The organism is Methylobacterium sp. 1030, assembly GCF_040544715.1.
GTDB lineage: Bacteria > Pseudomonadota > Alphaproteobacteria > Rhizobiales > Beijerinckiaceae > Methylobacterium.
In genome coordinates this window covers 42,346-66,282 of sequence record NZ_JBEPKM010000019.1, presented here as the reverse complement: position 1 = coordinate 66,282, position 23,937 = coordinate 42,346, and the positions used below count along the sequence as shown (strand labels likewise).

Here is a 23,937-nt window from a genome sequence, read left to right as displayed (position 1 = left end):
CATCCTGCCCGGGTCGTTCAGGGAGAGCGCCGTGATTCGATTCTTCTACAATCTCAGCCCCAACCCCATGAAGGTCGCCCTCTGCCTCGAGGAGATGGGGCTGCCCTACGAGCCGGTGCCGGTCGACACCCGCAGGGGCGAGCAGTTCGATCCGGCCTACACGGCCGTCAATCCGAACGGGAAGGTGCCGGCGATCGTCGACGGCGACGTCACCGTGTTCGATTCGAACGCGATCCTGATGTACCTGGCGGGCAAGACCGGCCGGTTCCTGCCGGAGGGCGAGCCGGTCCGCGGCGAGATGCTGTCCTGGCTGATGTTCGTGGCGACCGGCATCGGGCCGTTCTCCGGCCAGTGCGTGCATTTCCGCCACTTCGCGCAGGACGGGGGCGCCTACGCCACCGAGCGCTACGCCTTCGAGGCGCACCGGCACTGGGGCATCCTCGACCAGCGCCTCGCCGACCGCCCCTACGTGCTGGGCGACACCTACACGATCGTCGACATGGCGGTCTGGGGCTGGGCCCGGATGGTGCCCTTCGTCCTCGGCGAGGGCGCCTTCGGGGACCTGCCCAACGTCAAGCGCCACCTCGACGCGGTCAACGCGCGGCCGGCCGCCCAGGCCGCCGAGGCGCTGAAGGGCCGCCACGCCTTCAAGGCGGAGATGGACGCCGAGGCGCGGGGCTTCATGTTCCGCGCCGTGAAGGGCGCCGCCTGACGCCCCGCCGGACCGGTCCCGCGCCTCAGGGCGCGGGGGCGGTCACCGTGAGCATCGGCAGGGTGACGGAGAGCGTTCCGGCCGGCACGCGCGCGGTGCCGAGCGTGAGGCAGGCGCCGAGTCCGAGACAGAGTGCGAGACCGAGCATCGAGGTCTCGAAGCCGCGATAAACCCATTCCATGACGGTCCCCTTTCGCGAGGCAACCGCAGGATGCGCGCATCGCGTTAAGGGATCGGTGCGCCAGCGCGCACGGTCTCACAGTCCGGAGGCGACGAGGGCCGCGCCCGCCGCGATCAGCGCGACGCCGGCCCAGGCGGCGAGGCTGAGGGTCTCGCCGAGCAGGGTGGCGCCGAGGATCGCCACCAGTACGACGCTGAGCTTGTCGATCGGCGCGACCCGGGCAGCGTCGCCCAGCGACAGCGCGCGGAAGTAGCAGAGCCACGACGCCCCGGTGGCGAGCCCCGACAGGACGAGGAAGACGAGGCTCCGACCGGAGACCTGCGCGAGGCCGCCGGCCTGCCCGGAGGCGACCACGATCGCGCCGGCGAAGATCAGGATCACCGCGGTGCGCACGAAGGTCGCGACGTCCGACGGCACGCCCGCGACCCCCACCTTGGCGAGGATCGCGGTCAGCGCCGCGAAGCCGGCGGCGGCGAGCGCCCAGAAGCGCCAGGATTCCAGCAGGGGGCTCACGGAAATTCCTACGCCGTCCCTATTCGCAGGGCTCGGACGCATCCTCGTCCTTGCGAGCGCAGCGAAGCAACCCAGACAGCGCCACGCTCGACGATGTCGCGTCGCCCTGGGTCGCTTCGCTGCGCTCGCGCTGACGGCGCGGCCCAGCGTGATCCGCGCGACTCCTTGCCGAACCGTCAATGTTTCCCGTGAAACATCCGCTGTTCACAGGAGCTTGTCGACGGTGATCGGCAGGTCGCGCACCCGCCTGCCGGTGGCGTGGAAGACCGCGTTGGCGATGGCGGCCGCGGTGCCGACGATGCCGATCTCGCCGAGCCCCTTCACGCCCAGCGGGTTCGCCTTGTCCTCCTCCTCCACGAAGATCACGTCGATATCGTAGATGTCGGCGTGGACCGGCACGTGGTACTCGCCGAGATTGTGGTTCATGAACCGGCCGATGCGGTGGTCGAGCATCGACTCCTCCTCGAGGGCCGAGCCGATCCCCATCACGACGCCGCCGAGGATCTGGCTGCGCGCCGTCTTCGGGTTCAGCACCTTGCCGGCCGCGATCGCCGAGACGATGCGGGTGACCCGGACCTGACCCAGCTCCTCGTCGACCTTCACCTCGGCGAAGATCGCCGAGTGGGTGTAGGCCTCGTATTTCTGATTGAAGTCCTTGTCGGGCCCGGCCTCCTCGACGGCCTCGACCTTGTCGACGCCCGCCGCCTGGAGCACCTCGACGAGCGACACGCTGCGGCCCGGATCGCCCGCGACCGCGATGCGGCCGTCCGCGAACACGGCGCGGTCGAAGTCGACGTTGGCCAGCGGCGAGTTCTCCATTGCGCGGGCGAGCTTGAACACCTGCGCGCCGACGTTGCGGCAGGCCTTCATCACGGCGGTGCCCGAGGAGGCGGCCGTCCACGAGCCGCCGGCGACCGGGGCCTCCGGCAGGCGGGTGTCGCCGAGCTTGGTGGTGACCGCGTCCATCGGCAGGCCCAGCGTGTCGGCCGCGATCTGCGTCAGGATCGTGTAGGTGCCGGTGCCGATGTCGCCGGTGGAGTTGCCGACCGTCAGGCGGCCGTCCGGCGTCAGGGTCGCGATGGCGCTCGACTGCATCATCATCGATTCCCAGATGCCGGTGGCCACGCCCCAGCCGACCAGCTCCCGGCCCTCGCGCATGGAGCGGGGCTCAGGGCTGCGCTTCGCCCAGCCGAACCGCTCGGCGCCCTGCCGGAAGCAGCTCTTCAGCTCCTTCGAGCCGAACGGCTTGCCCTCGGCGGTGGCGTCGGACTCGGCGTAGTTCCTCAGCCGCAGGTCGATCGGGTCGAGCCCGGTCGCGTAGGCGAGTTCGTCCATCGCGGTCTCGATGGCGAAGACGCCGGTCACCGCGCCGGGGGCGCGCATGTCGCCGGGCGTCGGCGTGTCGAGCTTCACCAGCCGGTAGCCGAGGGCGACGTTGTCGCACCGGTAGAGGACGCCCGACCAGTTGACGACGACCTCCTGGTAATCCTCGTACTGCGAGGTGCCCTGGACGGCGTCGTGGCGCAGGGCCGTCAGCCTCCCGTCGGCCTCGGCGCCGAGCGCGATCGTCTGCAGCGCCTCGGACCGGTAGGTGAAGCTCCACAGCTGGTCGCGGGTCAGGGTCACGCGCACGGAGCGCTTCAGCTCCTGGGCGGCCAGCATCGCCAGGAACAGCTGGTACTGCGGGCGCAGGCCCGAGCCGAAGCCGCCGCCGAGATAGGGGTTGAGCACCCGGACCTGATCGGGCTTCAGGCCGAAGACGTTGGTGAGATACTGGTGGCTGTTCGAGACGCCCTGGATCTTGTCGTAGACCGTGTAGGTGCCGTCCTGCTCGACCACCACCGTGGAGGCGTGCGGCTCCAACGGGTTGTGGTGCTCGTCGGCGAGGCTGTAGGCGCCCTGCACGCGGACCGGCGCGCTGCCGAACGCCTTGTCGGCGTCGCCCCAGGGCTCCGGCGGCGGCTTGATGCCCGTGCGCTTGTAGGGCGGGTCGTAGGCGGTGCCGCGCAGGGCTTCCAGGTCGGTCCCGGGCTCCTCCATCGCGTAGCTCACGCGGACGAGGGACGCGGCGTAGCGCGCGGTCTCGAAATCCTCCGCCACCACCAGGGCGACCGGCTGGCCGCTGAACACGATCAGGTCGTCGTAGAGGGCGCGGAACGGCGAGCCGGGGGGCGCCACCTGGTCCTGGAAGTTCTTGTCCCGCCACGCGGTCCGCGGCCGGTTCTCGTGGGTCAGGACCTTGAGGACGCCCGGCACCGCCTCGGCCTCGACCGAGTCGATGGCGGTGATCCGGCCCTTGGCGATCGAACTCGACACCACATAGCCGTAGGCGAGGTCGGGCGCGGCGAACTCGCCCGCGTACTTGGCGAGCCCGGTCACCTTGGCGGGCCCGTCGATGCGGCTGCGCGGGCTGCCGACGAAGGTGTCGCGGCCGGTGGAGCTGAAGGTCTGTGTCATGGCAGAACCTACTGGATGCGCTTGTCGCTGAGCGACTGGGGCGTGCCGGCGGCGGCCTGCTCGAGGCCGCGCACGATGGCGCGCCGGGCGAGATCGATCTTGAAGCCGTTCTCCGACTGGGGCTTGGCCTCCGCGACGATCAGGTCGGCCGCCGCCTGGAAGCTCTCGCGGGTCGCGGGCTTGCCCTCCAGCAGGGCCTCGGCCTCGCGGTTGCGCCAGGGCTTGTGGGCGACGCCGCCGAGCGCCAGCCGCGCGGTCTTCACCCGGTCGCCGTCGAGTTCCAGGGCCGCCGCCACCGAGACCAGCGCGAAGGCGTAGGACAGGCGGTCGCGCAGCTTCAGGTAGGTGTAGTGCTGCGGGAAGCGGCTCTCCGGCAGGTCGACCGACACGATGATCTCGCCGGGGGCGAGGTTCGTGTCCCGCTCGGGCGAATCCCCCGGCAGGCGGTGGAACTCGGAGAACGGGATCGACCGGTCGCCCTGCGGTCCGCTCACCCGCACGGTGGCCTCCAGGGCGGCCAGCGCGATGCACATGTCGGAGGGGTGGGTGGCGATGCAGTGCGCGCTCGTCCCGAAGATCGCGTGGATGCGGTTCATCCCGCCGATCGCCGGGCAGCCGGAGCCGGGCGCGCGCTTGTTGCAGGGCGTGGCCACGTCGTAGAAATAGTAGCAGCGGGTCCGCTGGAGCAGGTTGCCGCCCGTGGAGGCGGCGTTGCGCAGCTGCGCCGAGGCGCCGGCCAGGATGGCGTTGCGCAGGAGCGGGTACCGGGCCGCGACCCGATCGTCGTAGGCCGCCTTGGCGTTGGTCACGAGCGCCCCGATCCGCAGGCCGTCCCCGCTGTCCTCGATCCGGTCGAGGGGCAGGCGGGTGATGTCGATCAGCCGGCCCGGCTTCTCGACCTCGTACTTCATCAGGTCGATCAGGTTGGTGCCGCCGGCGATGAAGCGGGCCCCGGCCCCGAAGGCCTGCACCGCCTCCGCCACCGTGCCGGCGCGGACGTAGTCGAAGCGGTTCATCGGGCGCCTCCCTGCATGACGTCCTCGATGGCGTCGACGATGTTGGTGTAGGCGCCGCAGCGGCAGATATTGCCGCTCATCGCCTCGCGGATCTCGTCCCGGGTGTGGGCGTGGCCCTCGTTCATCAGGCCGACCGACGAGCAGAGCTGGCCCGGCGTGCAGTAGCCGCACTGGAAGGCGTCGTGCTCGATGAACGCCTCCTGGATCGGGTGGAGGGCGTTGCTGCCCGCCCGGTCGCCGAGGGCGGCCAGCCCCTCGACCGTGGTGATCTCGGCCCCGTCCTTCATCACCGCCAGCGTCAGGCAGGAATTCACCCGGGTGCCGTTCACCAGCACCGTGCAGGCCCCGCACTGGCCGTGGTCGCAGCCCTTCTTGGTGCCGGTGAGGTCGAGCCGCTCGCGCAGGAGGTCGAGGAGCGTGGTCCACGGTGCGACCTGCAGTTCGCGCCGCTGCCCGTTGATCGTCAGCGTGATGCCGATCGGCGTGTCCGCCGACACCGGCGGCTGGGTCTCGAGGCGCATGATGTCGTCCACGGTCTGGGCCGGCCGGGGCCGGGCGGGAGCGGATCGGTCCGGGGCAGCGACCGGCAGCGACGCGCGGGCCGCGGCCTGGGCTTCCGGTCGATAACCATTCCAATCTGCGCCTGTTCCGGAGCGCGCCGTCTCAACCCGTGAGCGAGGGTGGCGCGCCTGCGGCGCGCATATCGGCCGCCGCACCGTCCGACATTGCCGGCCCCACCTCGCCTCGGCTAACCCTCCTTCCCGCAGAGTCCACGCCGCACCCCGGAGCCACCGATGGCCGCGCTCGACGCGATCCTCAACGACATCGACACGGACCTGGAGAACGCCCTGGAGCGGCTGTTCGCCTTCCTGCGGATCCCGTCGATCTCCACCGATCCCGCCTATGCCGGGCATTGCCGCGAGGCCGCCGCCTGGCTCGCCCAGGACCTGACCGCGCTGGGCTTCGAGACCTCGGTGGAGGAGACCTCGCTCCACCCGGTGGTCCTGGCCCACCGGCCGAAGCCGGGAGCGCCGCACGTCCTGTTCTACGGCCATTACGACGTGCAACCGGTCGATCCCCTCGACCTGTGGAAGACGCCGCCCTTCGAGCCGCACATCGCTGACGACGGCCAGGGCGGCAAGACGATCGTCGGGCGCGGCGCCTCCGACGACAAGGGTCAGGTGATGACCTTCGTGGAGGCATGTCGGGCCTATATCGCCATGCACGGCGAGTTGCCTTGCGGCGTCACGATCCTGATCGAGGGCGCCGAGGAGAGTGGATCACAAGGCCTGCCCGAATGGGTCGCGGCCAACCGCGAGAGACTCGGCTGCGACGTGGTCCTCGTCTGCGACACCGGCATGTGGGACCGGAAGACCCCGGCCATCACGTCGTCGCTGCGCGGGCTCGCCTATTTCGAGGTGAAGGTCACCTGCGCCGACCGCGACCTGCATTCCGGCTTCTTCGGCGGCGCGGCGCGCAACCCGATCCACGTTCTGTCGAAGATCATCGCCGACCTGCACGACGCGGACGGGCGGGTGACGATCCCGGGCTTCTACGAGGGCGTTCACGAGCGCCCGCCGGAGTTGCTGGAGCAGTGGCGCGGCCTCGGCCTGACGCCGGAGACGCTGCTCGGGCCGATCGGCCTCAAGGAGCCCGCGGGCGAGCGCGGGCGGATGCCGATCGAGCTGGTGCAGTCCCGCCCCTCCTGCGACGCCAACGGCATCATCGGCGGCTATACGGGCGAGGGCACCAAGACGGTGATCGCCTCCACCGCCTCTGCCAAGGTCTCGTTCCGCCTCGTGGACGACCAGGACCCGAAGCGGCTCGCCGAGAGCTTCGAGGCCTTCGTGCGCGCGCGGGTGCCGGCCGACTGCCAGGTCGAGGTCATCACCTACAAGGGCTCGCGGGCGATCAGCCTGCCCTTCGACATGCCGCAGCTCGGGGCCGCCAAGGCGGCGCTGCAGGACGAGTGGGGCGTGCCGGCGGTGACCGTGGGCGCGGGCGGCTCGATCCCGATCGTCGGCGACTTCAAGCGGATCCTGGGGCGCGACACCCTGCTGATCGGCTTCGGCCTCGACGACGACCGGATCCACTCGCCGAACGAGAAGTACGACCTGACGAGCTTCCACAAGGGCACGCGCTCCTGGGCGCGGATCCTCGCGGCCCTCGGCCAGGGCTGATCCCGGCGGAAGGCCGATCTCAGCGGGCGGGCGCCGACCGCATCTTCCCGTCGACCCAGGCCCAGAGCGCCCGGACCTCCTCGGCGGCCTGGCTGCCGGGGGCGAATTCCGTGACGCCGAGCCCGGTCGCCAGGGCGTCCTGGTGGTCGACCCGGTGGATGATCCCGGGCTCGGCCAGCACGCCCAGGGCGCGCAGCTGCGCCGCGTAGGCGCTGGTGCGCGGCGAGGGCGGCGGCGGGCACTGGTTCAGCACCAGGGCCAGCCGCTCCCGCAGGCCGAGTCCGACCAGCGCCTGGAGCGTCGGCCGGGCGGCCACGATGTCGAGCCGGGAGGGGCGGACCGGCATCAGGACGAAATCGGCGTCCTTCAGGGCCGGCGCGAGGCCGGACGCGCTGCCGGCAGTGTCGAGGACGGCGAGGGTCGTGCCCTGCTCGGCGAGGATGCCGAGGATCTCCGAGAGCTGGCCCATCTCCCAGGGCTGGACCCGGTCGACCGCGACGGCGTCGCGCGCGCGGTCGCTCCTGCCGTCGGCCTTGCGCAGGGCCCCCCAGCCGGCCAGCGAGCTCTGCGGGTCGAGATCGAGGGCGGTCACCTGCTCGCCCGCTTCCGCGGCGGCGACCGCCAGGGAGGCCGCCAGGGTGGTCTTGCCCGTCCCGCCCTTCTGCACCGCCAGGGCGAGGACCCGCAGCGGCCCGGCGGCGGGCCGGGGCGCGGTCTCCGGCGCCGGTTCGGATCCTTCGGGATCCATGCGTGTCCCACCTCTCCACATCTGCTAGCCGGGCCGCGGCCCGTGCGGCGCCGAATCGAACGCCCGGCACGACCGTGCTTAGCGTGACGGCGTGGGCCGGAGCCAGCGTCGCGCCCCGGCACCTGTGGACCGCCCCGAGGCGGCTCCCGATCACCGGGCCCGGGGACCGGTCCCGGAATTCCGCCGCGAGGCCGCCGCGATACCGCATCGCGGGATCGCGCGCCGGGCCCGCGCGTTGGGCCGGCATCCCCACAGGTTGAGCGGCGCGCCAAGACCCCCGCCCCGACAAGCTCCGCGACAGGATTCCCATGCGCCTCGACCGCCGCCGCCTGCTCGGAACCGGTCTCCTGGCCCTCGCCGCCCCCGCGGCGCGCGCCGCGACGCCGTCGCCCCCGACGAGCCGGCCCGTGGGGACGCTGGAGCTCGCCATCGCCGCGGACGCGCCCTCGACCCCCACGGGGCTCGCCATCGCCCGGGGCGGCCGGATCTTCGTGATGATGCCGCGCTTCACCGGCGCGGAGCCGATCACCCTCGGCGAGGTGCTGCCCGACGGGTCGGTGAAGCCCTACCCGGACGCGGCGACCAACCGCCCGGATCCGGGGGCGCCGCAGGCGTCGCTGTTCCACGTCCCCAACGGCGTCTTCGACCGCGACGACACCCTCTGGATCCTCGATGCCGGCCTGCCCGCGGGCAAGGGGCGGCCGGTGCCGGGCGGCGCGAAGATCCTGGCAATCGATATCGGCCGGAACAGCGTCCGCCGGACGATCCCCCTCGACGCGGGCATCGGCCCGGATTCCTCCCTGAACGACCTGCGGGTCGATGTGCGCGACGGGCGGGCTCTGGCCTACGTCACCGACCAGGGCCAGTCCGGCGCGGGCGCGATCCTGGCGGTCGACCTCGACAGCGGGCGGGTGGTGCGGCGCCTCGCGGACCACGTCAGCACGCGGTCCGAGGAGGGCCTGGTCAAGTTCGTGGAGCGCCGCCCCGTGATGGAGCGGAAGGGCGACGCGCCCGAGAAGAGCCCGAAGGGCGGCGCCAACGGCATCGCGATCAGCCCGGACGGCCGCCGCCTCTACTACGCGCCGCTGATGAGCCGGCGGCTCTACGCGGTCGAGACCGCGGCCCTGCGCGATCCGGGCGTCGCGGACGCGGCCGTGGCCGCCGCCGTCGAGGATCTCGGCGAGAAGGGCATGACCGGGGGACTGACCACCGATTCCCGGGACCGGGTCTATCTCAGCCTGCAGGAGCACAACGCGGTCGGCCGGCGCCTGCCGGACGGCACCGTCGAGGTGCTGGCCGCCGACGACCGGCTGGTCTGGGCCGACACGTTCTGGATCACCCCGGACCGGTGGCTCTATATCTCGGCGGCCCAGGTCAACCGGCGGCCGGAATTCAACCGCGGGCGGGACCTGCAGCAGCCGCCCTACGCGATCCTGCGCATGCGCATCGACGCCGACCCAGTCCTGTAGCGGATCATGACGGACCTCTCGCAAGACCCGGACTTCTTCGCCCTGCTCACCGGCAGCTACGCGCGGCGCCTCGGCGAGCCTCTGGTGCCGGCGGATGCGGACGCGGACTGGCTCTACGCGGAGGCCCCGTTCGCGGTGCTCGCCCATGACGGGGGCGCGGATCCGCGCTTCGTCTACGCCAACCGGACCGCGCAGGCCTGCTTCGGCTACGCGTGGGACGAGCTCGTCGGCCTGCCCTCGCGGCTCTCGGCCGAGGCCCCCGAGCGGGCCGAGCGGCAGCGGCTCCTCGACGCGGTCACCCGGGAGGGCTTCAGCCGCGGCTATCGCGGCCTGCGGATCGCCAAGGACGGCCGGCGCTTCTGGATCGACGAGGCGGTGGTCTGGCAGCTCGACCGCGACGGCGCGACGGTGGGGCAGGCCGCGACCTTCGCCCAGTGGCGCGACGCGTGAGGGCCGGGCCGCGCCGATGCGCGCAGCCGCCGCCCGGTCAGCCGTCCTCCTCGATGCTGACCTGGGCGATCTGCACGGCGCCGCCGTTCCAGTGGGCCGCCACGACGTGGCCCAGCGCGACCGCGAGGACGCAGAGCACCACCGAGGCGAACACGTTGACCATGGCCCGGACCACCGCGCCGTTCCGCATGAGGTCGAGGGTCTGGAGGCTGAACGACGAGAAGGTCGTGTAGCCGCCGCACAGCCCGATCATCACGAACAGGCGGACGTTCTCGGAGACCGGGAAGCGCCCATGCGCCAGGGTCAGCGTGCCGAACAGGCCGATGATGAACGAGCCCGTCACGTTGATGAGGATCGTGCCCCAGGGCAGGTCGCGGCTGATGGGCAGCGCCAGCACCGAGACGACGTAGCGGGCCAGGGTGCCGAGGGCACCGCCGATCATGACCAGGATGCAGGTGGTGAAGGACATGCGCGCTCCAGTGCGTCGGGCGGGCATGAGAAACCCGCCGTCGCGGCGGGTACTTGCAAGACGCACTCCCACCGCCGGTTTCGCGGTAGGAGTCATCAGCCCTGACGGGCGGTTTCGGGGAACTCCATCCCCATCGGGAACGGCCCATAGCGCCTGCGCGGGCCGAGCGCAACGGCCGCCCGGGGCAGCCCCCGGGCCCGCATGTCAGGCCCGCTTGTCAGGCCCGCTTGTCAGGCCCGCCCCTCCTGCACGGCGTGGCAGGCGACGCCGTCGAGGAGCGCCGGCACCTCGGTCCGGCAGCGGTCGTTGGCGAGCGGGCAGCGCGGGTTGAAGGTGCAGCCGGGCGGCGGGTCGATCGGGTTCGGGATCTCGCCGGAGACCGGCACCCGGGCGCGGCCGACATGGGCGAGGTCGGGCACCGCGTCGAGGAGCATCCGCGTGTAGGGGTGGCGCGGCGTCGCGAACAGGTCCCTGGCGGACGCGACCTCCACGAGGCGGCCGAGATACATCACGCCCACGCGGGTCGCCATGTGGCGGACCACGGCGAGGTTGTGGGAGATGAACAGGTAGGTCAGCCCCAGCCGGTCCTGCAGGTCGCGCATCAGGTTGAGGATCTGCGCCTGCACCGAGACGTCGAGCGCCGAGGTCGGCTCGTCGCCCACCAGGAACTCGGCCTGACTCGCCAGCGCCCGGGCGATCGCCACCCGCTGGCGCTGCCCGCCTGAGAATTCGTGCGGGTATTTTTTGGAATCATCCGCGTGGAGGCCGACAAGTCCCAGAAGCTCGCCGACCCGGGCGCGGATCGCCCCCTCCCCCTGGATCAGGTCGAAGGCCCGGATCGGCTCGGCGATGATCTTCCCGACCCGCCAGCGCGGGTTCATGGACGCGTAGGGGTCCTGGAAGATCATCTGGATCCGGGCGCGCAGGCGCCGCCGCGCCGCGGCCTGGCGCGGGTCGGTCATCGAGACGCCGGTGATCCGCACCTCGCCGGCCGTGGGCGGCAGCAGGCCGACCACCATCCGGGCCACCGTCGACTTGCCGGAGCCGGATTCGCCGACGATCGCGAAGGTCTCGCCCTTCCGGATCTCGAAGCCGACGCGGTCGACCGCCGTGAGGAATTTCCGCGGCTCGCGCTCGATCACCCGGTTGAGCCAGGGCTTCGAGACGTCGAACTGGCGGCGCAGGTCGGTGACTTCGACGTAGGCGCTCACGCTGCGCGCTCCGCTGCATCGTACAGGTGACAGGCCACCCGGCTCGCGTCGACCGGGATCGGCTCGGGCCGCTCGACCCGGCAGCGGGCGAAGACCTTCGGGCAGCGCGGGTTGAAGGCGCAGCCCTTCGGGATGGCGGTGAGCCGCGGCATCGAGCCCGGGATCTGGCTGAGCCGGTCGGCCTCCTGCGAGAGGGTCGGGATCGCCCCCATCAGGCCGACCGCGTAGGGGTGGTGGGGCTTGGCGATCACCGAGGCGACCGGGCCGATCTCGGCCACCCGCCCGGCATACATCACCGCGACCCGGTCGGCGGCCTCGGCGATGACGCCCATGTCGTGGGTGACCAGCATCACCGCGGTGCCGTGCTCGCGGCACAGGCGCTTCAGCAGCGTGATGATCTGGGCCTGGACCGAGACGTCGAGCGCCGTGGTCGGCTCGTCGGCGATGATCAGCTCCGGCTCGGCCGCGAGCGCCAGCGCGATCACCACCCGCTGGCGCATGCCGCCGGAGAACTCGTGCGGGTAGCCGTCGATCCGCCGCTCGGGCGCCGGGATGCCGACCTCGGCCAGCAGATCGATGGCGCGGGTCCGGGCCGCCTTGGCGGACAGGTCGGTGTGGGTGCGCAGGGTCTCGACGATCTGGTCGCCGACCCGGAACAGCGGGTCGAGCGAGGTCAGCGGATCCTGGAAGATCATGCCGATGCGCTTGCCGCGCACGCGCCGCATCGCCTCGGGGGAGAGGTTGTCGATGCGCTCGCCCCGCAGGCGGATCTCGCCGCCGGCGATCCGGCCGGGGCGGTCGATCAGCCCGATCACCGCCGAGCCGGTCACCGACTTGCCGGCGCCGGACTCGCCGACCACGCCCAGGATCTCGCCGCGGCCGATGTCGAACGAGACCCGGTCGATGGCGGTGAGCGGCCCGCGGCGGGTGTCGAAGGCGACCGTCAGGTCGCGCACGGAGAGGATGGTGTCGGTCATGCCTTGGCCGTTCCGGCGTCGGGCCGTCGGACGGCCACTCCCGTCCTTGCGAGCGGAGCGAAGCAATCCAGCGGCGCCATGGTCACCAATGTCGCGCTGCCCTGGGTCGCTTCGCTGCGCTCGCGATGACGATGCCCGATCATTGCAGCTTCGGATTGAGCGCGTCGCGCAGCCAATCCCCCAGGAGGTTGATGGCGATGACGAGCCCGGCGAGCGCCAGGCCCGGGAAGGCGACGATCCACCACTCGCCGGAGAACAGGAACCGGTTGCCGGTGCGGATCAGCGTGCCGAGCGACGGCATGGTCTCCGGCAGGCCGGTGCCGAGGAACGACAGGGTCGCCTCGGTGATGATCGCCAGCGCGAGGTTGATCGTCGCGATCACGAAGACCGGGCCGGTGACGTTCGGCAGGACGTGGCGGACCATGATCACCGGCGGCGACAGGCCGATCAGCCGCGCCGCCTGGACGTAGTCCTTGCCCTTCTCGACCATCACGGAGGAGCGCACGGTCCGGGCGTACTGCACCCAGAAGGACAGGCCGATCGAGACCACGATCAGCCCGATCAAGGGCCCGACGTCGAGGGCGCTGCCGAAGCTCGCCTTGGCGACGCCGTCCACCACCAGGGCGATCAGGATCGCCGGGAAGGTGAGCTGCACGTCGGCGACCCGCATGATCAGCGTGTCGAGGAAGCCGCCCGCGTAGCCGGCGATCAGGCCGAGCGCGATGCCGAGGATCCCGGAGGTCAGCACCCCGAGCACGCCGACGATCAGCGACAGGCGCAGGCCGTACAGCACCGCCGAGAGCACGTCCCGGCCCTGGTCGTCGGTGCCGAGATAGAACGGCGCCTGACCGTCCGCCTGCCAGATCGGCGGCAGGTTGGAGTTGATCAGGTCGAGCTGGGCCGGGTCGTAGGGGTTCTGCGGGGCGATCCACGGCGACGCGAAGGCGAGACCGACCATCAGCAGCGTGGCGACCAGCGCCGCCACCGCCACCTTGGAGCGCAGGAAGTTCGCCAGCAGGTCGGAGTCGCGCCAGCGCGCGAGCCGCGAGGGCTTCGCCTCCGGCAATGGGACCGGCGGGGCGTCGCCCGCGTCGAGGTCGTATCCGCTCATCGGCCGCCCCTCACGCCATGTCCAGTCGGGAAGCTCAGGGAGGCAGCCACCGTCTTTGCGAGCGGAGCGAAGCAATCCAGCAGCGCCACGCCGACCGGACGCGCGCTACCCTGGGTCGCTTCGCTGCGCTCGCGATGACGGGGTGGCCAAGCGGAGGAGTCCGTCATGTCCGACCTCACGCCGTCCGCCCGGCGGGCAGCCGCAGGCGCGGGTCCACCACCGTGTAGAGGATGTCGACCACGAGGTTGATGGTCACGAAGATCAGCGCGACGAGCAGCAGGTACGCGGACATGATCGGGATATCGACGTTCTGCACCGCCTGGACGAACAGCAGGCCCATACCGGGCCACTGGAACACCGTCTCGGTGATGATCGAGAAGGCGATGACCGAGCCGAGCTGCAGCCCCGCGATGGTGATCACCGGCACCAGGGTGTTCTTGAGCGCGTGCCGCAGGTGGACGGCGCGGGTGGTGAGCCCCCGCGCCCGGGCGAAGCGGACGTAGTCGGTGCGCAGCACCTCCAGCATCTCGGCGCGGACCAGCCGCATGATCAGCGTCATCTGGAACAGGCCGAGCGTCACCGAGGGCAGGATCAGCGCCTTGAGCCCGGAGGCGGTCAGGAAGCCGGTGGTCCACCAGCCGAGCCGCACCGTGTCGCCGCGCCCGTAGGAGGGCAGCCAGCCCAGCGTCACCGAGAACAGGTAGATCAGCAGGATACCGATCAGGAAGGTCGGCAGGCTGATCCCGATCAGCGAGACCGCCTGGAACAGCCCGGCGAGCCAGGACTCCCGGCGCAGCGCGCAGTACACGCCCATCAGGATTCCCACCACCAGGGCGAAGACCGTCGCGCAGAAGGCGAGTTCCAGCGTCGCCGGCATGCGCTCGGCGAGCAGCTGCGAGACCGGCTGCCGGAACTGGTACGAGATGCCGAACTGGCCCCGCACCACGTTGCCGGCGTAGCGGACGAACTGGACCAGGACCGGGTCGTCGAGGCCGAGATCCGTCCGGATCTGGGCCCGCTCGGCCACGGTGGTGTCGGGCCCGACGATCTGGTTCACGGGGTCGCCCGCGAACCGGAACATCGCGAAGGCGATGAGCCCGACGACCGCGAGGACCGCGGCCGCCTGGATCACCCGGCGCAGCAGGAAGGCGAGCACGCCCCGGCCCCTACTGCGGGTCCTTCGACACCCAGTAGAGCAGCAGCAGGTTGTCGGCGCGCTGCGTCAGGTGGACCTTCTTGGAGACGCCCCAGGCCAGCGCCTGCTGGTGCAGCGGGATGTAGCCCCAGTCGGCGTTGAGGACGTCGAAGCCCTCCTTGATCAGGGCGTCGCGCTTGGTCTTGTCGGTCTCGGATTCGACCTTGTCGGCGATCGCGTCGATCTTCGGGTCGCAGTAGCCGGCGAGGTTCCAGCTGCCCCGGCCCGACTTGTCGCCGGGCTTCCGGCAGCCGACGATCTCGTAGAGGATGTTGTGGCTGTCCAGTGAGGACGGGGTCCAGCCCAGCAGGTAGAACGAGGTGTCGTAGGCAGGCGCCAGCACCTTGGCGAAGTACTTGGCCTTCGGCTGGGCGTTCAGGTTCACCTTGACGTTGATGCGGGCCAGCATCGAGACCACCGCCTGGCAGATCGCCTCGTCGTTGACGTAGCGGTCGTTCGGGCAATCCATGGTCAGCGAGAACCCGTCCGGGTAGCCCGCCTGGGCCATCAGCTCCTTGGCCTTCTTGAGGTCGGTGGCCGGGCGCTTGAACTCGGCGCCGCGGTCGTAGAGGGCCGGGGCGATCATCAGCGCGGAGGGCACCGCCTGCCCGCGCATCACGCGCTTGGCGATCGTGTCCTCGTCGATGGCGAGGTAGAAGGCCTCGCGCACCTTGATGTCCTTGAACGGGTTCTTGCCCTTGACGCTGGAATCCTTCAGCTCGTCCCGGTCCTGGTCCATGCCGAGGAAGATCGTGCGCAGCTCAGGTCCCGCCATCACGGTGGCGGTGCCGCTGGCGTTGACCCGCTGCTGGTCCTGCAGCGGCACCGGGTCGATCCAGTCGACCTCGCCGGAGAGGAGCGCGGCGACGCGGGTCGCCGGGTTGGCGATGGTGGTCAGCACCGCCTCGTCGAGGTTCGACTCGACCTTGCCCCAGTAGCCGTCGAATTTCTTGAAGACGGTCTTCACGCCGGGCTGGTGCTCGGTGATCACGAACGGGCCGGTCCCGTTCTCGTGCAGCGTGGCGTAGCTCGGGCTGGTGGCGCTGGGCGGCGTCGGCTGCACGACGCCGTTCTTCTCGGACCACGCCTTCGACATGATCACCCAGGTCGGGAACTGGGCGATGGCGATCGGGTTCGGCTTCTTCAGCACCATGTCGACGGTGAAGTCGTCGACCTTCACGAACTCGGCGTCGGCGGGCACGTTGGTGGTGAAGTTCGAGCCCGGGGCGCGGACGCGCTGGGCGGAGAAGATCACGTCGTCGGCGGTGAACGGCGAGCCGTCGTGAAACTTCACGTTCTTGCGCAGGTGGAAGCGCCAGCGGGTCGGCTCGGGCGTCTCCCAGGATTCGGCGAGGCCGGGGGCGAATTTCAGGTTCTTGTCGAGGGTGACGAGGGACTCGTAGGCCGCCTGCTGCATCCCTTCCGTGAAGCTCTCCTTGAGGGAGTACGGGTCGAGGGATTTCAGGTCACCCTGGAAGGCGAAGCGGAAGACGTTGGCGGCCTGCGCGGGCAGCGCGGCGAACGCGAACGTCGCGACCGTGCTCGCGGCCACGCCGCGGGCGAGGGTCTTCAGGGCTGAGCGGGACAAGCGGATCTCCGAGACCGTGAATGCGCCACCGGCCGGCTGCCCCGGCGGTGTCCACCGCGGCGTCAGCAAGCATCGGACCATCTGTATACAAGACGAGGGCCGAGCCTGTCGCGGGGGCGCGACATCTCGTGTCTTCCGAAGCGCGTTCCGAAGCGCGTTTTCCCCGCTTCATCCCCGTTACAGAATCGCGGCTTAGACGCGCCCCGTCTTGGCGAGCGCACCGAAGCCATCCAGGGCGGCGCCGCGCGACGGCGCGCTGCCCTGGGTCACGTCGCTCCGCTCGCGATGACGGAGCGCGCGGCCGGCGCCGGCCTACTCGGCCGCTACCCGCGCCGGCTCGTGCCGCGTCTCGGCCTCCGCCACCTCGCCCTCCGCCACCGCCTTGCGCCGGAACAGGCGCATGACGACGACGAAGAAGACCGGCACGAAGAACACCGCCAGCACGGTCGCGGTGATCATGCCGCCCATCACGCCGGTGCCGATCGCCTGCTGGCTCTTCGAGGCGGCGCCGGTGGCGATGGCCAGCGGCACCACGCCGAAGATGAAGGCGAGCGAGGTCATCACGATCGGCCGGAACCGGAGCGTCGCCGCCTCGACCGCGGCCCGCACCACGGAGGTGCCGGGCTTCCAGAGGTCCTTGGCGAACTCCACGATCAGGATCGCGTTCTTGGCCGAGAGGCCGATGATCGTGATCAGCCCGATCTTGAAGTACACGTCGTTGGGCATGCCGCGCAGGTACACGGCCGCCACCGCGCCGATGACGCCGAGCGGGATGACCAGCATCACCGAGACCGGGATCGCCCAGCTCTCGTAGAGCGCGGCGAGGCACAGGAACACGATCAGCACCGACAGGGCGAGCAGCAGGCTCGCCTGGCTGCCCGCCTGCTTCTCCTGGTAGGACTGACCCGTCCAGGCGTAGCCGAAGCCCTTCGGCAGCTGCAGCATCAGCCGCTCCATCTCGGCGATGGCGTCGCCCGACGTGTAGCCGGGGTTCGGCTCGCCGGTGAAGCGCACCGACTGGTAGCCGTTGAAGCCGACGATCTGGCTCGGCCCCATGCTCCATTTCAGCTCCGCGAAGGACGACATCGGCACCATCGTGTTGGTGGCGTTCTTCACCGCGTAGTTGAGGATGTCCGACGCGTTCATGCGCTGGAGCTGCTCGGCCTGCACGTAGACCCGCTGCATCTTGCCCCGGTTGGGGAAGTCGTTCGGGTAGACCGAGCCGAGGTTGAGCTGGATCGTGTTGTTGATGTCCTCGAACTTCACGCCGAGCGCGGCCGCCTTCTCGCGGTCGATCACCAGCTCCGCCTGCGGGGTCGGCGGCAGGCCCTCGATCTTCACCTTCTGGAGAACCGGGCTCTGCGAGGCCAGCTTCAGGAGCTGTTCCTGGGCCGACAGCAGGGCCGCGTAGCCGCGGTTGGCCCGGTCCTGCAGGCGGAACGAGAAGCCCGCCGCGTTGCCGAGGTTGTCGACCGGCGGCGGCTCCTGCGCGTCCACCGTGGCGTCGCGGTACGTGGCGAGGGCCGCGTTGGTGCCGGCCACGAGCGCGGCGGCCGAGTTCTTGGCGTCGCGCTGGCTCCACGGCTTGAGGGTGACGAAGGCCTGGCTGGTGCTCGGGGCCTGCCCCGAGAACGAGAAGCCGTTGAGCATCGTCACGGTGGCGACGCCGGGCTGCGCCAGCAGGTGCTCCTCGACCTTGCGCACCGCCTCCTGGGTGCGGTTGTAGGAGGCACCCGGGGGCGTCTGGATGTCGACCGTGAAGAAGCCCTGGTCCTCGACCGGCAGGAAGCCCTCCGGCAGGTTGACGAAGGCGTAGGCCGTGCCCGCCACCAGCGCGACGTAGACCAGCATCACCCGGCCGGACTTCCGGATGAACGCCGCGGTGCCGCGGCCGTAGCGGGCGGTCTCGCGATCGACGAAGCGGTTGAACATCCCGAACACGCCGCCCTTGGCGTGGCCGTGGCCCTTCTCGATCGGCTTCAGGAAGGTCGCGCAGAGCGCCGGCGTCAGCGACAGGGCGAGCAGCGCCGAGAACGCGATGGAGGTCACCATCGCGATCGAGAACTGCCGGTAGATGATGCCCACCGAGCCGGGGAAGAACGCCATCGGGATGAACACGGCGATCAGCACCAGGGTGATGCCGATGATCGCGCCGGTGATCTGCCCCATGGCCTTCTTGGTGGCCTCCTTGGGGGGCAGCCCCTCCTCGTTCATGATCCGCTCGACGTTCTCCACCACCACGATGGCGTCGTCGACCAGGATGCCGATGGCCAGCACCATGCCGAACATGGTGAGCACGTTCACCGAGAAGCCCGAGATCCACATCACCGTGACCGTGCCCATGAGAGCGATCGGCACCACGATGGTGGGGATCAGGGTGTAGCGGATGTTCTGCAGGAACAGGAACATCACGAGGAAGACCAGCACCACCGCCTCGACCAGCGTGTGCAGCACCTTCTCGATGGAGGCCTCCACCGCCGGGGTGATGTCGTAGGGGATGTCCCATTTCAGGTCCGGCGGGAAGAACTGGGACAGCTCCACCATCTTGGCGCGGATCGCCTTGGCGGTCTCGAGCGCGTTGCCGTCCGGGGCGAGCGTCACCGAGATGCCGGCGGCGGGGCCGCCGTTGAGGCGCGTGGAGAACTGGTAGGCGTCGCCGCCGAGCTCGATCCGGGCGACGTCGCGCAGGCGCACGTTCGAGCCGTCGGGATTGGCCCGCAGCACGATGGCGCCGAACTCCTCGATCGTGCCGAGCTGGCCCTTCACGATGATCGGCACGGTGAGCGCCTGCCGGGTCGGGCTCGGCTGCGCGCCGACCGAGCCTGAGGCGACCTGGACGTTCTGGTTGCGGATCGCGTCGGTGACGTCCGAGGCGCTGAGCGAGAGGCCGCGCAGCTTGTCGGGATCGACCCAGACGCGCAGCGACCGCTCCGTCGAGTAGAGCGTCGCGCGGCCGACGCCGGGGATGCGGCGGATCTCGTTGATGACGTTGCGGATCAGGAAGTCGCCGAGGCCGACCTCGTCCATCGACCCGTCCTTGGAGACCAGGGTGATGATGTTGAGGGTCGCGGCCGAGGCCTCCTCCACGAGGATGCCCTGCTGGCGCACCTCGGCCGGGAGACGCGCCTCCACGCGCTTCAGCCGGTTCTGCACCTCGACCGAGGCGAGCGACGGGTCGGTGCCGGGCTGGAAGGTGGCGGTGATGTTGACCGAGCCGAACGAGTCGGTGGTCGATTCGAAGCTCATGATGTTGGCGGCGCCGTTCAGCTCATCCTCGATGAGCCTGGTGGTGCCGATGTAGAGGCTCTCCACGGAGGCGCCCGGATAGGCCGTGGACAGGGCGATGGAGGGCGGGGCGATCACCGGGTACTGCGCCACCGGCAGGTTCGGGATGGCGAGCGCGCCGCCGAGGCAGATGAACAGCGCCACCACCCAGGCGAAGACCGGGCGGTCGATGAAGAAGCGTGCCATGATCGGGCTCTCCCGGACTCAGTGGCGCTGCTGGACGGCGGCGGCCCGCGGGGTGACCTCCGCCTTGTCGCCCGGCACGTCGGGCGCCTCGTCGGTGTCGTGCTTCGGTCCGGTCTCGCCGTGGACCGGGGTCTGGTCGAGGGGCTTCACCTTGGCGCCGACGGTGATCTTCTGGAAGCCGTCGATGATGACGCGCTCGCCGGCCTTGAGGCCCGAGCGGATCAGCCAGTTCTGCCCGACCACCGGCCCGACCTCGACGGGCTGGCGCATCACGGTCTCGTCGGCGCGCACGATCCAGACCTCGGCGCGGCCGTCGTCGGTGCGCTGGATCGCCTGCTGCGGCACCGCGATCGCGTCGGAATCGATGCCCTGCTTGATCCGCGCCCGCACGTACATGCCGGGGAACAGCTCGTCGTGCGGGTTCGGGAACTGCACCCGCAGCGTCACCTGGCCGGTGCTCGGGTCGGCGGTGACGTCCGAGAACAGCAGCCGGCCCGCCAGCGGGTAGAGGGAGCCGTCATCCATGATCAGGTGGACGTTGGCGGTGTTGTCCTCCAGCCGCGCCAGCTCGCCGCTCGCGAGGTCCCGGCGCAGGCGGTTCAGCTCGCCGACCGACTGGGTGATGTCGACGTAGATCGGGTCGAGCTGCTGGATCGTGGCGAGCGCGCCCGTAGAGCCCGGCTCGATCAGCGTGCCCTCGGTGAGCAGCGCCCGGCCGATGCGGCCGGTGATCGGCGCGCGCACGTCGGTCCAGCCGAGGTTGAGCTGCGCGCGGTCGCGGGTCGCCTTGGCGCCGGCCACCTCGGCCTCCGCCTGCTTCTTGGCCGCGAAGGCGGCGTCGTACTGCGCCTGGCTCGCGGTGGCGCGGGAGAGCAGCTGCTCGAGCCGGTCGGCCTGCTGGCGGGCGAGCACCAGGGCGGCCTCCTGGCGGGCGAGGGCCGCCTCGGCGCTGGCGAGCTCGACCTCGTAGGGTGCCGGGTCGATCTTGTAGAGGATGTCGCCCTCCTTGACCTGGCTGCCCTGCTCGAAGAGCCGCTTGACCACGAGCCCGGAGACCCGGGAGCGGACCTCGGCGATGCGCATCGGCGCGACGCGGCCCGGCAGGTCGCGCAGGTAGGGGATCGCCTGGGGCTCCACCTTGACGAACCCGACCTCCGGCACCGGCGGGGCCGGCGCGGCGACCTGCTTCGGGTTGCAGGCGGCGACACCCAGCAGGAGCAGGGCCGCGGGCAGGAGGGCGGTCGCGCGGGCCGAGGCGCGGAACGACGACGGGATTCTGGCGGACAAAGTGCGGGTCACGATTACCGACGCTCCTGAAAGCATGCGTCTGCTGAGGCTGGCGCGGAGCGTGGGCCCGCGCATCGTCGAGTCAGATCCCGGGACCGGTCACGAGGCCGGTCGGACGAAGATCAGGACGGGCGCGCCATCATGCCGGCCGCGAGACCGGCGCGCGCGTCAGGCCCGGCGTGGAGGCCGGTGCGGCGAACCGTCCGGCGCGGAGGCCGGTACGCTGTCGGACCTGTAGTCGAACGATGCGTTGACAGTGTGACGGGGGCGCGGCGCGTCGACCGGCGGGCGCGGCAGCCCCAGTTCGGTGAGGATCTCGCTGTCGGCGGCGCAGAGATCGGTGCGGCCGAAGACCGAACGCTTGGCCTCGGACCGCTTAGCCTCGGGCTGCGCGTCCGGCGTGCCGGACAGGATCGTCAGGCGCGGGCTCGCGATGGCGCAGGCCGGGCCCTCCGGGCGCGCGGCCTCGGCCCGCGCGGGCGCAGCCACCAGCGCGGCCGTCGCGAGCACGAGCAGCGCCAGCGCGGCGAGGCCCCGGGCGAGGCGGTCCGGCAGGCCCGCGGCGCGGCGGGTCAGGAGAGCAGCGGATCGGATCACGAGTCTGAGATAAGCACGGCTGTCGCCGCGCGCAATCACCCACGGCGTCGCGCCACCCGCCCAGTGTTGCGCGCAGCACACAGCTGCGCCCGGAAGTGGCCATACCGGCGGCCCGGCCTCAACCTTGCCGTGAAGTCCGGGCCGGCTCGCCCCATGCGCGCAGGGGTTCCGCGCGGGCTTGGCCGAGATCTGCGAAGACCCGCCGAGATCCGCGAAGACCCGCGAAGACCCGCGAGTCCCCGCGCCGCGACGAACGGAGGACGGAAGACCATGGCGAGACGGATCGCGCTACTCGGGCTCGCGGGCCTGCTGCTCGGGAGCGCCCCGGCGGCGGCCGCCAACCCGCTGGACAGGGGTCCGATCGCGGACTTCCTCAACATCTTCCGCAGCCAGGCGATCCCGCGCGAGACGGTGGCGTGGACCGGCAAGGAGAAGCCCGGCACCATCGTGGTCTCGACCCGCCAGCGCCGACTCTACTACGTGCTCGGCGGCGGCGCGGCGGTCCGCTACGGCGTGGGCGTCGGGCGGCAGGGCTTCTCGTGGTCCGGCACCAAGACCGTCACCATGAAGAAGGAGTGGCCGGACTGGCGCCCGCCGCAGCAGATGCTGGCCCGCCGCCCCGACCTGCCGCGGTACATGGCCGGCGGCCAGGACAACCCGCTGGGCGCCCGCGCCCTCTATCTCGGCTCGTCGCTCTACCGCATCCACGGCTCGAACGAGCCCGAGACGATGGGCGCGGCGGTCTCGTCCGGCTGCATCCGCATGACCAACAAGGACGTGACCGACCTCTACGACCGGGTCCGCGTCGGCACCAAGGTCATCGTGCGCGACTGACCGGGCGGGCGGCCGCGACGGCCGCCCCCCTCCGGCCGCCCCCTCCTCCCGCGCCGCGGAGCCGCAGCCGGTGGCGTGCGCCCGCCCGCGTCGACAGGCGCGGCGGGCCGGTGTTAGGAGCCGCGCCGTCGGGCAGAGCCGGATCGCCCGACCGCCACGAGGGACAGCATGAACGAGCGCATCATCCTGCGGGCCGGCGAGGCCCTGGTCGCGGGCGGGCCGCCCAACACCGCCTCCGAGCCCGAGGTCATCATCGGCGAGCTCGACGGGCCGGTCGGCACCGCCCTGGCCACGCTGACCGGCGATCAGGTCGTCGGCCACAGCCGCGTCTTCGCCCTGCTCAACACCGACATCATGGTCCGCCCGGTCACCCTGTGCGTGTCCAAGGTCAGTGTCACCGAGAGCAAGTACACCTCGATCCTGATGGGCACCGTCCAGTTCGCCATCGCCAACGGCGTGCTGGACGCCGTGCGCGCCGGCTACATCCCCAAGCACAAGGCCAACGACCTCGGCATCATCTGCTCGGTCTGGCTCAGCCCCGGCGTCATCGAGGCCCAGCACGTCGACCACAAGGCGCTGTTCGACATCCAGCGCCGGGGCATGACCGAGGCGATCCGCAAGGCCATGACCAACGAGCCCTCGATCGACTGGCTCCTCGAGAACCAGGACAAGATCACCCACAAGTACTACCAGATGGGCCTCGACGGAAAAATCTGAGCGCCCGGTCAGCGGCGGGCGGGGCGCGCACGATCCCGCGGGCGGCCACGGCCAAGCCTGTCGCGATCCGGTGCCTTCGGGTAGGATGGCGGCATGAGCAGACGCGCCGATTCCCGTCCGTTCCGCCGCCTCGCGGCCGGCCTCGTGCTCGGGGCCTGCTGGCTCCCGGCCGGTCCCGCCGCCGCCCAGGCGCTGTTCTGGCCGTCCATCGGCTTCGCGCCGCTGCCCTCCTTCGCGTGGCCGCAGATGCCCGAGGACGCGTACGGCCGCTGGACCGGCTCCTACGCCCGCCTGTCGACCGGCTACGCGGTCAGCACGTCCCGGCATCTCGGCAGCTATTCGGGACCGACCATCGGGTTCGAGGGCGGCCGGATGTGGCAGGAGGGCCCGATCCTCTACGGCATCAGCGGCGGGTTCGACTATCTCGCCGGCCTCGGCGGCAACCTCACGCCGGGCTACGGGCGGCTCGCCTATTCCAACGACTTCGCCGGATCCCTGGAGGTGAAGGTCGGCACCCTCGTCGCGCCGGACGTGCTGGTCTACGCCAAGACCGGCGCCCTGGCCCTGCACCAGACGCTGCGCGTCGGGCCGACCCCGGGGTCGCTGCCGTTCGCGCGCCAGGACATCGCGGTCCGGCCGGTGGCCGGCGTGGGCGTCGAGTGGGCGGTCACGGACCGCCTGTCGCTGGCGGTCGAGGCGGGCGTGGTCGGCGGCGGGATCCGCTGAGGCGCGCCCCCGCCGGCCTCGCCGAGCG

At 71.1% G+C, this 23,937-nt stretch carries 22 protein-coding genes and 1 riboswitch; of the genes, 7 read left to right on the top strand and 15 right to left on the bottom strand.

The genetic code is table 11. The features are described from left to right. Window positions 1–31 precede the first annotated feature (31 nt). The gene (locus ABIC30_RS24780; protein ID WP_026604648.1) at window positions 32–712 is read left to right on the top strand and encodes a glutathione S-transferase family protein; all 681 of its coding nucleotides are present in this window, start codon (window positions 32–34) and stop codon (window positions 710–712) included. 25 nt (window positions 713–737) lie between these two features. Here the strand turns inward: ABIC30_RS24780 and ABIC30_RS24775 are convergent, their stop codons facing one another. The 5 genes from ABIC30_RS24775 to ABIC30_RS24755 form a co-directional block, all read right to left on the bottom strand. Next, window positions 738–893 carry a hypothetical protein gene (locus ABIC30_RS24775; protein ID WP_020091329.1) on the bottom strand — a complete coding sequence of 52 codons (156 nt, stop codon included), beginning with the start codon at window positions 891–893 and terminating at the stop codon, window positions 738–740. Between the two features lie 75 nt (window positions 894–968). Continuing rightward, entirely contained in the window at window positions 969–1,406 is a 438-nt protein-coding gene (locus ABIC30_RS24770; protein WP_020091330.1) for an EamA family transporter, read from the bottom strand. 204 nt (window positions 1,407–1,610) lie between these two features. Beyond that, complete coding sequence (locus ABIC30_RS24765; RefSeq protein WP_020091331.1) at window positions 1,611–3,863, bottom strand: xanthine dehydrogenase family protein molybdopterin-binding subunit; 2,253 nt, start codon at window positions 3,861–3,863, stop codon at window positions 1,611–1,613. An 8-nt stretch (window positions 3,864–3,871) separates the two neighbouring features. Continuing rightward, the gene (locus ABIC30_RS24760) at window positions 3,872–4,879 is read right to left on the bottom strand and encodes an FAD binding domain-containing protein (RefSeq protein WP_020091332.1); all 1,008 of its coding nucleotides are present in this window, start codon (window positions 4,877–4,879) and stop codon (window positions 3,872–3,874) included. Beyond that, window positions 4,876–5,400: a (2Fe-2S)-binding protein gene (locus ABIC30_RS24755; RefSeq protein ID WP_026604649.1), complete on the bottom strand. Its 525-nt coding sequence runs from the start codon at window positions 5,398–5,400 to the stop codon at window positions 4,876–4,878. Before ABIC30_RS24755 ends, ABIC30_RS24760 begins: the two co-directional genes overlap by 4 nt. A gap of 273 nt (window positions 5,401–5,673) precedes the next feature. On the opposite strand from ABIC30_RS24755, the gene ABIC30_RS24750 reads away from it, so the two are divergent. Next, a complete protein-coding gene (locus ABIC30_RS24750; protein ID WP_020091334.1) occupies window positions 5,674–7,059 on the top strand; it encodes a M20/M25/M40 family metallo-hydrolase in 1,386 nt (461 codons plus the stop codon). Between the two features lie 19 nt (window positions 7,060–7,078). Here the strand turns inward: ABIC30_RS24750 and ABIC30_RS24745 are convergent, their stop codons facing one another. Further along, window positions 7,079–7,807, bottom strand: a complete 729-nt coding sequence (locus ABIC30_RS24745; RefSeq protein WP_234081662.1) for a nucleotide-binding protein — start codon at window positions 7,805–7,807, stop codon at window positions 7,079–7,081. A gap of 308 nt (window positions 7,808–8,115) precedes the next feature. Here ABIC30_RS24745 and ABIC30_RS24740 point away from each other — a divergent pair, with 308 nt between their 5' ends. Then, window positions 8,116–9,276 (top strand): SMP-30/gluconolactonase/LRE family protein, encoded by a 1,161-nt coding sequence (locus tag ABIC30_RS24740; RefSeq protein ID WP_234081659.1) that lies wholly within the window; start codon window positions 8,116–8,118, stop codon window positions 9,274–9,276. 6 nt (window positions 9,277–9,282) lie between these two features. Further along, the gene (locus tag ABIC30_RS24735; protein ID WP_234081656.1) at window positions 9,283–9,726 is read left to right on the top strand and encodes an MEKHLA domain-containing protein; all 444 of its coding nucleotides are present in this window, start codon (window positions 9,283–9,285) and stop codon (window positions 9,724–9,726) included. A gap of 37 nt (window positions 9,727–9,763) precedes the next feature. Here the strand turns inward: ABIC30_RS24735 and crcB are convergent, their stop codons facing one another. The 9 genes from crcB to ABIC30_RS24690 form a co-directional block, all read right to left on the bottom strand. Further along, window positions 9,764–10,195, bottom strand: coding sequence for a fluoride efflux transporter CrcB (crcB, locus tag ABIC30_RS24730; protein WP_020091338.1), 432 nt, complete (start codon window positions 10,193–10,195; stop codon window positions 9,764–9,766). Window positions 10,196–10,274: 79 nt separating this feature from the next. Continuing rightward, window positions 10,275–10,336: riboswitch (Fluoride riboswitch) on the bottom strand. A gap of 89 nt (window positions 10,337–10,425) precedes the next feature. Next, a complete protein-coding gene (locus tag ABIC30_RS24725) occupies window positions 10,426–11,406 on the bottom strand; it encodes an ABC transporter ATP-binding protein (protein WP_056524456.1) in 981 nt (326 codons plus the stop codon). Continuing rightward, a complete protein-coding gene (locus ABIC30_RS24720; RefSeq protein WP_056524459.1) occupies window positions 11,403–12,383 on the bottom strand; it encodes an ABC transporter ATP-binding protein in 981 nt (326 codons plus the stop codon). The genes ABIC30_RS24725 and ABIC30_RS24720 overlap by 4 nt, the downstream gene beginning before the upstream one ends. A 139-nt stretch (window positions 12,384–12,522) precedes the next feature. Then, window positions 12,523–13,494: an ABC transporter permease gene (locus ABIC30_RS24715; protein WP_042672010.1), complete on the bottom strand. Its 972-nt coding sequence runs from the start codon at window positions 13,492–13,494 to the stop codon at window positions 12,523–12,525. A 175-nt stretch (window positions 13,495–13,669) separates the two neighbouring features. Further along, window positions 13,670–14,650, bottom strand: a complete 981-nt coding sequence (locus ABIC30_RS24710) for an ABC transporter permease (protein WP_042672011.1) — start codon at window positions 14,648–14,650, stop codon at window positions 13,670–13,672. 10 nt (window positions 14,651–14,660) lie between these two features. After that, a complete protein-coding gene (locus ABIC30_RS24705; RefSeq protein ID WP_100252894.1) occupies window positions 14,661–16,277 on the bottom strand; it encodes an ABC transporter substrate-binding protein in 1,617 nt (538 codons plus the stop codon). Between the two features lie 312 nt (window positions 16,278–16,589). Then, window positions 16,590–19,748, bottom strand: coding sequence for a multidrug efflux RND transporter permease subunit (locus ABIC30_RS24700; RefSeq protein WP_234081649.1), 3,159 nt, complete (start codon window positions 19,746–19,748; stop codon window positions 16,590–16,592). 18 nt (window positions 19,749–19,766) lie between these two features. Further along, a complete protein-coding gene (locus tag ABIC30_RS24695; protein ID WP_026604651.1) occupies window positions 19,767–21,047 on the bottom strand; it encodes an efflux RND transporter periplasmic adaptor subunit in 1,281 nt (426 codons plus the stop codon). Between the two features lie 156 nt (window positions 21,048–21,203). Beyond that, entirely contained in the window at window positions 21,204–21,632 is a 429-nt protein-coding gene (locus ABIC30_RS24690) for a hypothetical protein (RefSeq protein ID WP_020091346.1), read from the bottom strand. Window positions 21,633–21,902: 270 nt separating this feature from the next. On the opposite strand from ABIC30_RS24690, the gene ABIC30_RS24685 reads away from it, so the two are divergent. The 3 genes from ABIC30_RS24685 (at window position 21,903) to ABIC30_RS24675 (ending at window position 23,909) form a co-directional block, all read left to right on the top strand. Beyond that, window positions 21,903–22,466: a L,D-transpeptidase gene (locus ABIC30_RS24685; RefSeq protein WP_020091347.1), complete on the top strand. Its 564-nt coding sequence runs from the start codon at window positions 21,903–21,905 to the stop codon at window positions 22,464–22,466. Window positions 22,467–22,634: 168 nt separating this feature from the next. Next, entirely contained in the window at window positions 22,635–23,183 is a 549-nt protein-coding gene (locus tag ABIC30_RS24680; protein ID WP_012321386.1) for a formaldehyde-activating enzyme, read from the top strand. Window positions 23,184–23,276: 93 nt separating this feature from the next. Continuing rightward, a complete protein-coding gene (locus tag ABIC30_RS24675) occupies window positions 23,277–23,909 on the top strand; it encodes an outer membrane protein (RefSeq protein WP_020091348.1) in 633 nt (210 codons plus the stop codon). Window positions 23,910–23,937 lie beyond the last annotated feature (28 nt).

Coding starts and splice junctions, on each gene's coding strand:
- ABIC30_RS24775 (WP_020091329.1), bottom strand. CDS start 893: ATGGAATGGGTTTATCGCGGCTTCGAGACCTCGATGCTCGGTCTCGCA.
- ABIC30_RS24745 (WP_234081662.1), bottom strand. CDS start 7,807: ATGGATCCCGAAGGATCCGAACCGGCGCCGGAGACCGCGCCCCGGCCC.
- ABIC30_RS24715 (WP_042672010.1), bottom strand. CDS start 13,494: ATGAGCGGATACGACCTCGACGCGGGCGACGCCCCGCCGGTCCCATTG.
- ABIC30_RS24755 (WP_026604649.1), bottom strand. CDS start 5,400: ATGCGCCTCGAGACCCAGCCGCCGGTGTCGGCGGACACGCCGATCGGC.
- crcB (WP_020091338.1), bottom strand. CDS start 10,195: ATGTCCTTCACCACCTGCATCCTGGTCATGATCGGCGGTGCCCTCGGC.
- ABIC30_RS24675 (WP_020091348.1), top strand. CDS start 23,277: ATGAGCAGACGCGCCGATTCCCGTCCGTTCCGCCGCCTCGCGGCCGGC.
- ABIC30_RS24735 (WP_234081656.1), top strand. CDS start 9,283: ATGACGGACCTCTCGCAAGACCCGGACTTCTTCGCCCTGCTCACCGGC.
- ABIC30_RS24700 (WP_234081649.1), bottom strand. CDS start 19,748: ATGGCACGCTTCTTCATCGACCGCCCGGTCTTCGCCTGGGTGGTGGCG.
- ABIC30_RS24685 (WP_020091347.1), top strand. CDS start 21,903: ATGGCGAGACGGATCGCGCTACTCGGGCTCGCGGGCCTGCTGCTCGGG.
- ABIC30_RS24680 (WP_012321386.1), top strand. CDS start 22,635: ATGAACGAGCGCATCATCCTGCGGGCCGGCGAGGCCCTGGTCGCGGGC.
- ABIC30_RS24765 (WP_020091331.1), bottom strand. CDS start 3,863: ATGACACAGACCTTCAGCTCCACCGGCCGCGACACCTTCGTCGGCAGC.
- ABIC30_RS24760 (WP_020091332.1), bottom strand. CDS start 4,879: ATGAACCGCTTCGACTACGTCCGCGCCGGCACGGTGGCGGAGGCGGTG.
- ABIC30_RS24740 (WP_234081659.1), top strand. CDS start 8,116: ATGCGCCTCGACCGCCGCCGCCTGCTCGGAACCGGTCTCCTGGCCCTC.
- ABIC30_RS24720 (WP_056524459.1), bottom strand. CDS start 12,383: ATGACCGACACCATCCTCTCCGTGCGCGACCTGACGGTCGCCTTCGAC.
- ABIC30_RS24750 (WP_020091334.1), top strand. CDS start 5,674: ATGGCCGCGCTCGACGCGATCCTCAACGACATCGACACGGACCTGGAG.